The organism is Chroococcidiopsis sp. [FACHB-1243] (assembly GCF_014696895.1).
Taxonomy (GTDB): Bacteria; Cyanobacteriota; Cyanobacteriia; order Cyanobacteriales; family Chroococcidiopsidaceae; genus Chroococcidiopsis.
The window spans coordinates 119732-132102 of the sequence record NZ_JACJQX010000002.1; the positions used below are offsets into that span (position 1 = coordinate 119732).

General features: G+C 46.7%; 11 protein-coding genes and 1 pseudogene. 5 read left to right on the plus strand and 7 right to left on the minus strand.

Annotated features, from left to right (window positions below; all coding sequences use genetic code 11):
* Window positions 1–35: 35 nt before the first annotated feature.
* Window positions 36–614: a signal peptidase I gene (lepB, locus tag H6G17_RS01925; RefSeq protein ID WP_192153679.1), complete on the plus strand. Its 579-nt coding sequence runs from the start codon at window positions 36–38 to the stop codon at window positions 612–614.
* 27 nt (window positions 615–641) lie between these two features.
* Here lepB and H6G17_RS01930 read toward each other — a convergent pair whose 3' ends face one another.
* Both H6G17_RS01930 and H6G17_RS01935 read right to left on the minus strand, forming a co-directional pair.
* Window positions 642–1967, minus strand: coding sequence for a dihydroorotase (locus tag H6G17_RS01930; protein ID WP_192153680.1), 1326 nt, complete (start codon window positions 1965–1967; stop codon window positions 642–644).
* 123 nt (window positions 1968–2090) lie between these two features.
* Window positions 2091–3458, minus strand: a complete 1368-nt coding sequence (locus H6G17_RS01935) for a histidine phosphatase family protein (protein WP_192153681.1) — start codon at window positions 3456–3458, stop codon at window positions 2091–2093.
* Between the two features lie 146 nt (window positions 3459–3604).
* Between H6G17_RS01935 and H6G17_RS01940 the strand changes: the two genes are divergently transcribed.
* The 3 genes from H6G17_RS01940 (at window position 3605) to H6G17_RS01950 (ending at window position 8681) form a co-directional block, all read left to right on the plus strand.
* Entirely contained in the window at window positions 3605–5242 is a 1638-nt protein-coding gene (locus tag H6G17_RS01940; RefSeq protein WP_192153682.1) for a type II CAAX endopeptidase family protein, read from the plus strand.
* A gap of 344 nt (window positions 5243–5586) precedes the next feature.
* Window positions 5587–8142 (plus strand): heavy metal translocating P-type ATPase, encoded by a 2556-nt coding sequence (locus H6G17_RS01945; protein WP_192153683.1) that lies wholly within the window; start codon window positions 5587–5589, stop codon window positions 8140–8142.
* Window positions 8143–8258: 116 nt separating this feature from the next.
* Complete coding sequence (locus tag H6G17_RS01950) at window positions 8259–8681, plus strand: FHA domain-containing protein (RefSeq protein WP_015157263.1); 423 nt, start codon at window positions 8259–8261, stop codon at window positions 8679–8681.
* A gap of 76 nt (window positions 8682–8757) precedes the next feature.
* On the opposite strand, the gene H6G17_RS01955 is transcribed toward H6G17_RS01950, so the two are convergent.
* Window positions 8758–9102: a hypothetical protein gene (locus H6G17_RS01955; RefSeq protein WP_106545965.1), complete on the minus strand. Its 345-nt coding sequence runs from the start codon at window positions 9100–9102 to the stop codon at window positions 8758–8760.
* Between the two features lie 305 nt (window positions 9103–9407).
* Window positions 9408–10280, minus strand: coding sequence for a transposase (locus tag H6G17_RS01960; protein WP_015157265.1), 873 nt, complete (start codon window positions 10278–10280; stop codon window positions 9408–9410).
* 138 nt (window positions 10281–10418) lie between these two features.
* On the opposite strand from H6G17_RS01960, the gene H6G17_RS01965 reads away from it, so the two are divergent.
* The gene (locus H6G17_RS01965) at window positions 10419–10589 is read left to right on the plus strand and encodes a hypothetical protein (RefSeq protein WP_192153684.1); all 171 of its coding nucleotides are present in this window, start codon (window positions 10419–10421) and stop codon (window positions 10587–10589) included.
* A 6-nt stretch (window positions 10590–10595) separates the two neighbouring features.
* On the opposite strand, the gene H6G17_RS01970 is transcribed toward H6G17_RS01965, so the two are convergent.
* The 3 genes and pseudogenes from H6G17_RS01970 to H6G17_RS34470 form a co-directional block, all read right to left on the minus strand.
* A complete protein-coding gene (locus tag H6G17_RS01970) occupies window positions 10596–11579 on the minus strand; it encodes an aldo/keto reductase (protein WP_192153881.1) in 984 nt (327 codons plus the stop codon).
* Between the two features lie 14 nt (window positions 11580–11593).
* The gene (locus H6G17_RS01975) at window positions 11594–12034 is read right to left on the minus strand and encodes a carboxymuconolactone decarboxylase family protein (RefSeq protein WP_192153883.1); all 441 of its coding nucleotides are present in this window, start codon (window positions 12032–12034) and stop codon (window positions 11594–11596) included.
* 192 nt (window positions 12035–12226) lie between these two features.
* Window positions 12227–12337 (minus strand): annotated as a pseudogene (locus H6G17_RS34470) (SDR family NAD(P)-dependent oxidoreductase); the annotation flags it as partial.
* Between the last annotated feature and the right edge of the window lie 34 nt (window positions 12338–12371).

Here is a 12371-nt window from a genome sequence, read left to right on the forward strand (position 1 = left end):
AACCTACTACCCCCTAAACAAAAGATTTAGCATCTATGTCGCGAGTCCAAAATCAAGTGCCAGAGCAGAATTCTCCTCAAGACAACGAAGGATCGTGGATTGGAGAACTAGGCAGAACGATTATCTTGAGTGTAATTTTGGCTTTGGGTATTCGTACCTTTGTGGCTGAAGCCCGCTGGATTCCTTCAGAATCAATGGTTCCGACACTCCAAAAGTATGACAAGCTGATTGTGGACAAAGTCAGCTATCATTTTGTCGAGCCGGAACGGGGCGATATTGTCGTATTTTCACCTACAGAGACAATTAAAAAAGATAATCCTAACCTGAAAGACGCTTTTATTAAACGCATTGTTGGACTGCCAGGGGATAAAGTAGAAGTTAGAGGAGAGCGGGTCTATATTAACGATCGCCCCTTACAGGAAAAGTATATTGAAGCTCCGCCACAGTACCAGTACGGACCTGTCACCGTACCACCGAATTCTTACCTAGTTTTAGGCGATAACCGCAACAACAGTTATGACAGTCATTTTTGGGGATTTGTCCCTAGAGATAATATCATTGGTCGGGCAATTGTCCGGTTTTGGCCTCTCAACCGAATTGGAGAGTTGAATTAATCTGTAGAAACGTTACGTGTAAAGTCTCTACAGCCAGATTTTGACAACGCGACCATTGACTTGTTGTCCCAACCAAGGAGTATTGTGAGAGCGAGATTTTAAAGTCTGCTGCGTCACAGTCCAAGTGTGTTGGGGGTCGAAGAGAATCAATTCAGCTGGCGAGTTGGGAGCGATCGCATTTACATTCTGTTGCAAGCACTCAGCTGGACGGTGACTTAAGGCTTGCCACAATTCTAGGGCGGAAAATTCTCCAGTTGCTACAAGATTTTCCCACAGTAGGGGTAAAGCGAGTTCTAAGCCAATTGCTCCAGCGGGTGCTTCTGCAAAGGCAACAGTTTTTTCTTCATAGGTATAGGGCGTGTGGTCGATCGCGATCGCGTCTATAACTCCCGTCCGCACGCCTTGACGTAGGGCTACAGCGTCTTCAGGATTGCCTAAAGGTGGTTCTAACCGTAAAGCAGGATTGTAACTGCTCAAGGCTTTAGTATCGAGCAATAGATGCATCCAAGTCGTACTAGCGGTAATTGGTAAACCACGTTCTTTTGCCGTTGCGATTAACTCAACGCTACGGGCAGTAGAAACCCGCATCAGATGCACGGGAGTACCAATCGCGGCAACTAATTCTAGCAGAGCAGCCAGAGCAGTTGTTTCGGCGATCGCCGGATTGCCAGGTAAGCCAGATCGCATAGAGTAAACACCCTCTCGCACCACTCCATTGCCAACCAGACCACGGTGACAAGCGCAGAGCGCTACTGGCTTATCTAAAGGTTTGAGATATTCCAACATCCGCCGCAACAGCCCCCAATTTTCAATTGGCTGACCGTCAGCAAAACCCACAATTCCCGCCGCCCCCAATTCTGCTAACTCCGTCATTTGCTGTCCCTGGACTCCGGTTGTGAGCGCACCCCAAAAAGAGAGCTGAGGGAGCTGAGGAGACAAGGGAGAGGGGGAAGACAAGGGAGCAAATTTCTCAGTTCTTCCTTGTCCCCCTTGTCCCCCTTGTCCCTTTCCCAGTAGCCTAGACACCACAGCCGAATTATCCACAGGCGGAATGGTATCGGGTAACAAATTGACGCGCGTGAAGCCGCCAGCAGCAGCCGCAGCTGCAAGAGTTGCCAGCGTCTCTCGTTCTTCAAACCCTGGTTCTCCCGAATGGCTATAGAGATCTACCAGCCCCGTGCCTAAGATCGAGCCTTGACAGTCATTAACTTGAGTATCAGCCGGATAATCGGTCAATTGTGGCGCTATTGCGGCGATCGCACCATCTACAATTAACACGTCACATGCTTGGCGATCGCTCCCCGTCACCGGATCGATAACCCGTACTTGTCGTAGTAATTCACTCATTGTCATTTGTCATTTGTCATACCCTACGGGAGGGGCTTCGCCCTATGTCATTTGTCATAAATCGTGGTTAGTTGTTCTTGGTTTTGACTTTTGACTTTTGACTTTTGACTTATTCATGACCAATGATATTTACAACGCTCCAGCTGCGGTCTTGTCGAGTACGCCCCCGCCTAAGTGGGTAGTAATATTCATTGCTTGCAACACGGGTAAACCATTTAAGCCTTGAGGATAATCGATGACTGTCACGGCTCCGTTACCTTGGCGGAAGTTCCAAAACTGAGCGGTGGATAAACCTAAAACGTGGCATAGCAAAACTTTGTTTGTGGCATCGTGTGCCACTACTATACCTGTCTGAGGGCGATCGGTGACCGAAGCTAGCATTGTCTGCCAATCAACAACGCTGCGTTCCCAGACTTGCTGTAAGTTTTCTCCTTCTGGCATTTGCACCTCACCTGGTACTGTCCGCCACCGTTCTAGTTCCCCTGGAAATGTTTGTTCGATTTCTGCTTCTAATTTTCCTTCCCAAAGTCCGTGACCGATTTCTCTGAGTCCGTCATATAACTTCAGTTGAGTTTCGGGGTGATGCTGCAAAATAATTTCGGCTGTTTCCTTGGGACGCAGCATCGGACTGCTGAAGGCAAAATCGAGTTTTACGGTTTTGAGAAATTCTGCTGCTTTACGGGCTTGTTCTCTGCCATTGTCATTGAGGGGAACGTCAATTTGCCCTTGAAATTTGGTCTGGCGATTCCACTCGGTTTCGCCATGCCGAATTAGTAAGATTCTTTGTCCTTGATGGTTCGGTCGGAAAGATGGTAAAACATCTCTTCCCAGGTGGGCAAGTTGATTCATTGATTCAAGCTGTACGGAACCGCCTTGGCTGCCACTTTCAGCAGGCGGGAAGGGGGGTTTGAAATTCAGAACGCTAATCCCGCAATTTGATTGTTGGATGGAATGATAGCGGCTGGGAGAAATGCCAATTGCGGTACTGAGAAGGGCGCGGTTAATGCCGTTGTGTCCCACAATTAAGATAGTTTCCCCAGCATGGCGGGAGAGAATATCTTGCCAAAATTGTCGTGCCTGTTGATAGAGGGCGAGGACGGGAAAATGCTCTTTTGTGCCTTGGGGCGTTTGTAGCTCCATTTTGAATTCGTGAGGAAACTCGTGCCACAAGCGGTAATCTGCGGGAAATTTCTCCTTGACTTCATGGACTGTGAGTTTTTCCCATAGGGGTAAGTCAATTTCTAATAACTGTTCTGTAACTGTTAGAGGTGTTGTCGTGGCGAAACAGTTGCGAACGATTTCTGCTGTTTGTCTGGCACGTTGCAGCGGGCTGGAGTAGATAGCGGCAAAGTTGAGATTGCTAAGGGCTGCGCCGACTTTGAGGGCATCTTCACGTCCTTGTTCTGTTAAGACTGAAACATCGCTACGTCCTTGGATGCGACGTTCGGCGTTATAGCTGCTTTGTCCGTGGCGCACGATTACAACACGAGTGGTCATTTAGATAAGAGCTAAGGTTTAGAATTCAAATTTATTGCCAGGGTCATTTTAACTTGCAGCGATCGCCATCGCTAGGGAAAAATTTTTCCCCCTGGCTGTTTCTTGCCATAATGCTCAAGAAGGGCGATCGCATTCTAGAGTGTGGCATGACAATTAAGCGGGTAGTTTTAAGTGCGTTGACGGTTTTAACAGTTTTACTGGCTGGAACATCTTTATGGCAGAGTTGGCAGCAGCCACAATTTCAAAGCCGCTTGGAACTCTACGAAACCAATCTTCTCTTGCGTGCTGCCGAGTGGCAACCCCAAGATAGTAGGGGTAAAGATTTGACTAATGCTCGTAAAGCTTTGTTGGGAGATAAGCCTATAGAAACGGCAATCGAGCAATATCAGGAAGCTAAGACTTCAACCCAACAAAACATTCAGAAAGCTTTAGCACAACTCAAACAAGCGCGATCGCTACCTGAATCCGTACCAGCTACTCCTCAGCCTGAATCTGCCACTCCACCAGTGACAGAAACGTCTCGTTCTAACCAAGAGAATATCCTACAGCGATCGCTCGATCGATTAGAAAAACTCAACGCCGAACTCACCCTACGGTTGGGAATTCTCCAAGCACAGCAAGGAAAGACGGCGGAGGCGGTGAAGACTTGGGAAGGTTTGATAAGACAAGGGGGACAAGGGGGACAAGGGGAGAGTATTTCACTTACGACTCCCGACTCCCGACTCCCGACTCCCGACTCCCGCATCGAAGATACAGCTAACGCCCTCATCGGACTGTGGAGCAATCCGGCGCGGTTGTTGCCTGACGCACAGCAGTTGATTCAAGCTAATCTAGATGGATGGTTTCGCGATCGCACTTTGTTGCGGCTTTACGAACTTCAGCAACGACAAGATGCATTTGCACAACTACAAGCGACACAACAAGAATTAGCCGAACGAGCGATTGTCAAGCTAGCAATTATTGGTAGTTTACCCTGGTTGGCAGGCGTGACTGGCTTAGGGTTGCTGATTTTTTTGATAGCTCAGAGATTGAGAAAAGGCAAAGAATCTATTCTATCTCGAAATGAAGATACAGTTTGGGTTACACCTTGGACTGGGGAAATAGTTTGGCAAGTATTTATTGTCGGTTTTTTCCTGATGGGACAAGTGTTAATTCCCCTAACACTTTCATTTCTTGGTGTCAAGCCTGTAGGCGGACAAATTAGGATTCAGGCTTTCTACGTTTTGGTTAATTACTTACTACTAGCTGCGGGAGGGCTGGGAGTTTTATATTTATCGATTAAATCGTTTTTTCCCCTCCCTGAAGGCTGGTTTCGTTTTAACTGGCGAAGTAACTGGATATTATGGGGTTTTGGTGGGTATTGCGTTGCTTTGCCTTTGGTATTGATCGTGTCAATTATCAATCAACAATTGTGGCAAGGGCAAGGGGGGAGTAATCCACTTTTATCGTTAGCATTGGAAGCACGAGATAGTGTAGCTTTGAGTATATTCTTTTTTACTGCCGCGATCGCTGCTCCTTTGTTTGAAGAATTTCTGTTTCGCGGTTTTCTGTTACCTTCTCTTACCAGATATATGTCTGTTTGGTGGGCAATTATTTTGAGTGCTTTCTTGTTTGCCTTAGCTCACCTGAGTCTTTCGGAAATTTTACCGTTGATGACATTGGGAATAATTTTAGGGATAGTTTACACGCGATCGCGCAATCTTTTAGCACCGATGTTGTTGCATAGTCTTTGGAATAGTGGCACGCTGATGAGTCTGTATATTTTGGGGAGTGGTGCAACGTGACATTTATCATAGGAAGATTGTAGGTCACGCATCAGCCGTAGGCGAAGCGTTAGACGCAAAGGCGCTAAGGAGAATACTAAGAATTTTTTAAGCAAGCTATGAATAAGAATATTTAGGAATTATCTCTATCAGAAAGAAACTCAAAATCCAATATCTGCTGCAAGTTGTAAGGGCAGTTGATAGGAAAATTCTGTAAAAATATTATTTAGCTTAACTCGCAAGTCTGGGAAAAAACTTTAAATCTGCTGTAAAACAAGCGGCTGTAGCTGACGAATCTTCTTTACTGGTGGCAATAACGCTAGAGTGGTTACTGAGCCTTTTTTGCAAGTCACTCTAGTTGTCATATGCAACTTGTCCCAAAAACCGAACCACAGCCAGTAGATACTAGCGCGATCGCCACGTCAACCGAAAGCATTACTCTGGATGTCCAGGGAATGAAGTGCGCGGGTTGTGTCAAAACTGTAGAAAAACAATTATCTCAACATCCCGGCGTAATTTCTGCTTGCGTGAATTTGGTGACGGAAGTTGCAGTTGTAGAGTGCGAATCTGGTGCAATCGAACCAGTCGCCTTAGCTGAAAGATTAACAGCGGCGGGATTTGCAACGCAAGCCAGGACTGCGGAAACAGCACAAACAAATGTTGGCGAAGATGTTGAAGAAAAACATCGCCAAAAAATGCGATCGGCACAGAGACAACTGACAGTAGCATCCATACTGCTCGTTCTCTCCAGTATCGGGCATTTGAGCGAATTAGGGGGACCAGTCTTACCGATTTTAAGTAATATCTGGTTTCACTGCGGCTTAGCTACAGTTACCCTACTTCTACCAGCACGAGAAATTTTAGTAGATGGCTGGCGAGGATTACGTCACAACGCGCCGAATATGAATACTTTAGTGGGCTTAGGCGCACTAACGGCATATACGGCAAGCCTGATAGCTTTACTCTTCCCTCAACTAGGTTGGGAGTGTTTCTTTGACGAACCAGTGATGTTACTGGGATTTATCTTACTAGGCAGGACGTTAGAACAACAAGCTAGAGGACGCGCCGCCACCGCATTTAGAAATTTACTTGCACTACAACCCCAAATTGCACGATTAATTCCAAATCCAGAAAAAGTCACGTCCCAGGGACAAAATACGAGTATTGAAATTCCTGCCGATCGCGTCCGTGTTGGAGAATGGTTGCAAGTCTTACCATCGGAAAAAATTCCCGTTGATGGGGAAGTGGTAATAGGACAAACAACAGTAGATGAGTCGATGCTGACAGGGGAATCGATTCCCGTGATGAAACAAATCGGAGACACCGTAGCAGCGGGGACGTTAAATCAATCGGGTGCGATCGCCATTCGCGCCACTCGTACAGGTAAGGATACCACCCTATCTCAAATTGTGGCATTAGTAGAAGCAGCCCAAACCCGTAAGGCTCCAGTGCAGAAATTAGCCGATACGGTAGCTGGTTATTTTACCTACAGCGTGCTAACAGTTGCCGCTTTAACATTTACCTTCTGGTACTTTTTCGGCACTCATATTTGGTCTGATGTCTTAACTGTGACAGATTGGCATCACGCGCATCACTCGCTACACACTCAACATTTAGCTCATTACTACGCCACGCACCACTCCTGTACGGGCGCACAGCCGTGCGCCCCTACGCACTATTCTCCCTTATTGCTCAGTTTAAAACTGGCGATCGCGGTGATGGTTGTTGCTTGTCCCTGTGCCTTGGGACTCGCTACTCCTACAGCAATTTTAGTCGGTACGGGTATGGCAGCCGAGCGAGGTTTATTAATTAAAGGTGGGGATGTCCTCGAACGAGTACACCAGTTAGATACGGTAGTATTTGACAAAACTGGAACCCTGACAACTGGGTGTCCCGTGGTGACTGACTGTATTGAAGTCGGAATGAGGGAGCAGGGAGCAGGGAGCAGGGAGCAGGGGAGCAGGGGAGTGGAGGGAGAATTTAATTCCGAATTCTCCTCACTTCTACAATTAGCAGCAGCGGCGGAAAGCGGCTCGATTCATCCCCTAGCGACAGCAATTCAACAGGAAGCCAAGCAACAGGGTTTATTAATTCCAGCAGCTAGCGAATTTCATACCGCACCAGGATTGGGAGTATCTGCTGTAGTCGAAGGACAACAGGTACTCCTGGGTAATGACGACTGGTTGACCGAGCAGGGAATCATTATTGATGCAGCCATGCAAACCCAAGCTCAAACACTTGCAACCGCAGGTAAAACAACGATCTACATTGCTGTAGCGGGGCAGCTAGCAGGTCTAATTGCGGTGATGGACACTCCCAGACCAGAGGCAAAGAAAACCGTTGAGAGCCTGCAAAAAATGGGGCTGAGAGTCATTATTTTGACTGGAGATAGACAAGAAGTTGCGAGTGCGATCGCCCGACAACTGGGAATCGAGCAAGTCTTCGCCAATATCCGCCCCGACGGAAAAGCAGGAGTGATTCAAGAACTTCAGCAAGGAAGCAGAGGAGCAGAGGGAGCAATTCTAGCCACTCTCCCGACTCCCTCCGTAGTCGCAATGGTAGGGGACGGAATCAACGATGCGCCAGCCTTAGCTCAAGCTGATGTGGGGATTGCCTTGCAAGCTGGGACAGATGTAGCGATGGAGACGGCTGGGATCGTGCTGATGGGAACGAATTTAACCGATGTTGTGGAAGCAATTCATCTCAGTAGAGCGACATTTAACAAAATTCGCCAAAATCTATTTTGGGCATTTGCTTACAATGTTTGCGGAATTCCAATCGCAGCAGGTGTATTACTACCAATATCGGGATTCGTCCTCAGTCCTGCGGCGGCGGGAGCGCTCATGGCATTTAGTTCTGTTAGTGTCGTTACTAACTCCTTGTTATTACGTCGTTTAAAAAATAGACTCGATCTCAACTAATCGAGGTTAAACTAGGTCAAGAATGATTACTCAAGAGTGTGGTTGAGTAATGGATACCTCAAAAGGTTACATATTCTAGAGAATCAAAACCTACAATAAATCACAACCCGCTTTCAATGCCTTCACAACCCAATCAGAACCATCTACTAATTATAGAAGACGATCAGGGGCGCAAAGAGTTTGTTTTAGACGGTCCTGTTTATTCTATTGGTAGAGACTCCCGCTGCGATATTCGGCTGTTTTCACAGTTTGTATCTCGCCGCCATGCCACTTTAGTTCGATTGCCACAGGAGGATGGCAGTTCCTTCTATCGAATTGTAGACGGTGATGCTAAGGGCAAGCCGAGTGCTAATGGATTATTAATTAACGGTCGCAAGCTTCAAGTCCACGACCTGCAAGATGAGGATGAAGTTGTTTTTGGTCCGAGGGTACGGGCAATCTACTATCTCCTCAAACGCGATACCATTCCCTCAGCGCCACTGGATGAATATGACGTGACGCTGATTGGACCCAATATGATGCCAGATTTTGACGATTAGACCAATTCGCAAAACTGCAAACTGGATGCAAACTCATGCAGGAAGGCAGAAGGTAGAAGGCTTCGATCTGAATCGACTAAACCGCAGTTTCTACTAACTGCCATTGGCAATTATCTACGATCGCCTGCTTGACTAAATTAAATATTTGGTAGCAGTGATTATCTGTTTGAAGTGGTAGTTCTTCATTTTTTACAATCAAATTTACCCGTGTTGCTGAGGTAGTAGCGGTAGTTTTATCGATGAGTGCTTCCACCTTGACTAGCTTTGAAAACGAGACTTGACCCAGACGTTCTCGCGCCATCATGTAATCGCTTTTATCGTGTTGAATATCTAAATGGCACGAGTGCAAAACTTGACTCAATAATTGGCGCAAAAACTCTACATCATCTGCAACTGTAAATGAACAAGTGTAGCGAGCCATAGCAAACACCCCTCATCTGGGTAATGGTCGATACTATAATAGCCAAGTCTTCATTTGGTGTCCTTGAAAAATTACGTAGACTCCTCCAGTCAAGTTGCTGCGGTTCAATTCAAAATTCAAAGTTAATTTTGAATGCGTGAATTTTGAATTGGTCAAATGGTAACAAGATGTTGGAACTGAAGGTATTGAGAAATTATTTCAGCAGATATTGTGGATTGCCGAGCGATAGCAAGCATCCTCAACAGCAAACTTTTAAGAGAACGCCATTGCTCGGACTATAATCCAAAATCTCAAATCTAAAATTTTTAGATTCTACCTCCGTTTAAGAAAGCTGCTAAAGCCTCTTCCCAACTGGGAATGAGTTTGGCAGTTTGCACGGAGTTAGCAGTAGCATGGGTGGATGGTTGTACTTGATTCGTACCAGAAGTTGTGATGCGAACAATTCGCTTTTGCACGTATTCAGCAATTTTGTCGTTAAAAATGCCAATCTGCCGATCGAGAAAATCAATGTGATTTAGGTGATTGGCAATTAGGAACCGATGATGCGATCGCACGGGTTGAAAATAGGAATCCTGCGGCTGCTGCTGGCGTAGATCGATCGCGATATCGCTGACATTAGAAGTATTCGTTTCTCCTTCGGCGATCGCCACTAGTAAAGCACGGGCAGAGATATGCATGATATCGCTAACCATAGATACGAGTTTAACGTTGGCTGATTCCAAAACTTTGTAAAGGCGATCGACCACATGCAGGCGTTCTTTGACTAAGAAATGACGCTGGCGCATCAAGTCTCGTAAGTCTCTTTGGGGTACGGGATGAATAAAACTGTTGCGGATCAAACCATGACGTAGTAATTCGGCTAGCCATTCAAAATCCGGCGTATCGGTATTACGTCCTGGCACATCTTTGATCCGCTGGGCATTGACAACTAAAACGCTAAAATTAGCTTCCAGAATGTGATAAACCGTTTTCCAGTCTTCACCAGTAATATCTAATGCGATATGAGTCACGCCATTGCTTCCTAGCCAATCAGATAAAGCTAGTAAGTCCGGCACTTTATTATTGAAGCTGTGCGTCTGACTTACCCTCTCTCCTTTTGAGTTTGAGGTAATACAGCACGCCAGTACAGCTTTTTTCTGGACATCCAAACCCGCACAGTAAGGGTGTATTACTTCCATATAAATCGGACAGCTAGACTAATTTAGTTAGGCTAGCGGAGCAACAGCATAGTGTGCAACTAGTTAAACTACATACTTGTATAAAAAGGGCTAAAGGAGAGTCGGGAGTCGGGGGAAGAGAGCTGAGGAGGCGCAAGGTTGCGCAAGGTTGCTGAGGGAGAGAAGAGAGCGCAAGGTTGCGCTCGGGAGCAAAAATACCACTTACTACACCCCACACCCTACAACGCCAGTCGCCTCAACGGGGGACACCCCCGCACGGCGCTGGCTCCCCCACACCCTGCTCATCACGCACCACGCATTGACGACTGAAACTACTCAACGATTGAGACTGTTCATAATTGCAGGAGAATAACGATCGCCTGCAGCAACATTTTTTGGTGCGACTGCATCAATTTGTGCTAGCTCTGCTGGAGTGAGCTGAAGATTGACTGTGGCAATGTTTTCTTCTAAATAAACTCGGCGTTTCGTACCAGGGATGGAAACGATGTCGTTCCCTTGGGCAAGTACCCAAGCTAGTGCTAATTGCCCTGGTGTCACTCCTTTGGCTGTAGCAATTTCTTTGACGCGATCGACTAATTGTAAATTTTTGCGGAAATTTTCGCCTTGAAATCTAGGCAGACGACGGCGGAAATCGTCAGCAGCAAAATCATCTGGACTGGTAATTTGTCCTGAGAGAAATCCTCTACCCAACGGACTATACGAGACAAATCCAATCCCTAATTCCCGCAGAGTCGGTAGAATTTCGTCTTCTACATCGCGACTCCAGAGCGAGTATTCGCTCTGTAAGGCGCTGATAGGATGCACGGCATGGGCGCGACGAATGGTAGTCGCAGCTGCTTCGGAAAGCCCTAGATAGCGGACTTTGCCCTGTTGTACGAGTTCTACCATTGCCCCTACTGTGTCTTCAATTGGGACTTTGGGATCGACGCGGTGCTGGTAGTACAAATCGATGTAGTCCACGCCTAGTCTCTGTAAAGAGCGATCGCACGATTGCTTAACTCGTTCTGGACTGCTATCAACTAGTAAAGTTTGGAAAGCTGCATCGTATTGAATGCCAAACTTGGTTGCTATAATAACTTGCTCGCGGCGAGAGGCAATTGCTTTTCCTACAAGCTCCTCGTTGGCTCCGTTACCGTACATCTCGGCAGTATCGAGGAAGGTTACACCTAAATCTAGCGCCCGTTGAATGGTGGCAATTGATTCCGTCTCATCAGCTGCACCGTAGGCGATGGACATTCCCATACAGCCAAGTCCGAGTTCTGAAACTACAAGTTCTCGCCCTAATTTGCGTGTCTTCACCATTTCTCTCCTACTTAGTTTTTCAGTCCTTGTGCATCTCGTGCTTGAAATACTTCCTTAGCAGCAGCAATGCCGTTAAAGGCGGCGGGAAAACCTGCGTATGCTGAGATTTGCGTTATCAGTTCAACGATTTCTGTCCGCGTGCAGCCAACGTTCAACGCGCCATTGATATGAAATTTGAGTTGAGGTTGGGCGTTTCCAAGGGCTGTCAGTGCTGCTACCGTGGCGATTTGCCTAGACTTAAGATCTAAACCAGGACGCGATAAGAGATCGCCGAAGGGGTATTCTATGGCGTAGCGCATCAAATCGGGAGCGATGTCCTGCACGCTTTTACGAGCATTTTCAGCACCTTCGCGGTTGACTTTGTTAATAACATTTAAGCCTCGTGCGTAGCGATCGCTGTTTGGTTTAGTCTGGGTAGTCTGAGCGAGTGCTGTGGTGTCAATGCGAGCCATAATTGGAACCTCCATCAAAGTTATCCACAAAACGAAGAGCATGGGAACGCACGCCAAGATGAAAATTCTGACAACTTGCCGAGTTAGCATTTTTCTACTTAACCTCAATTACGATCGACGCACGCCAGGAATCGTATAGCCTCCATCAACCAAAATAGTTTCTCCGTTGATGAAAGCAGATGCCTCCAACCAAAGCCAAACTACAGTTTCAGCAACTTTTGCTCCTCCTTTGGCAAAAGCCAATGCAACGGCACGCCCAATTCCTGAGTTACCCCCCGTAATCAGGGCAACTTTGCCATTGAGACTATTCACAATATTGCTCCCGAAATATATCGTC

Coding starts and splice junctions, on each gene's coding strand:
- lepB (WP_192153679.1), top strand. CDS start 36: ATGTCGCGAGTCCAAAATCAAGTGCCAGAGCAGAATTCTCCTCAAGAC.
- H6G17_RS01930 (WP_192153680.1), bottom strand. CDS start 1,967: ATGACAATGAGTGAATTACTACGACAAGTACGGGTTATCGATCCGGTG.
- H6G17_RS01935 (WP_192153681.1), bottom strand. CDS start 3,458: ATGACCACTCGTGTTGTAATCGTGCGCCACGGACAAAGCAGCTATAAC.
- H6G17_RS01940 (WP_192153682.1), top strand. CDS start 3,605: ATGACAATTAAGCGGGTAGTTTTAAGTGCGTTGACGGTTTTAACAGTT.
- H6G17_RS01945 (WP_192153683.1), top strand. CDS start 5,587: ATGCAACTTGTCCCAAAAACCGAACCACAGCCAGTAGATACTAGCGCG.
- H6G17_RS01950 (WP_015157263.1), top strand. CDS start 8,259: ATGCCTTCACAACCCAATCAGAACCATCTACTAATTATAGAAGACGAT.
- H6G17_RS01955 (WP_106545965.1), bottom strand. CDS start 9,102: ATGGCTCGCTACACTTGTTCATTTACAGTTGCAGATGATGTAGAGTTT.
- H6G17_RS01960 (WP_015157265.1), bottom strand. CDS start 10,280: ATGGAAGTAATACACCCTTACTGTGCGGGTTTGGATGTCCAGAAAAAA.
- H6G17_RS01975 (WP_192153883.1), bottom strand. CDS start 12,034: ATGGCTCGCATTGACACCACAGCACTCGCTCAGACTACCCAGACTAAA.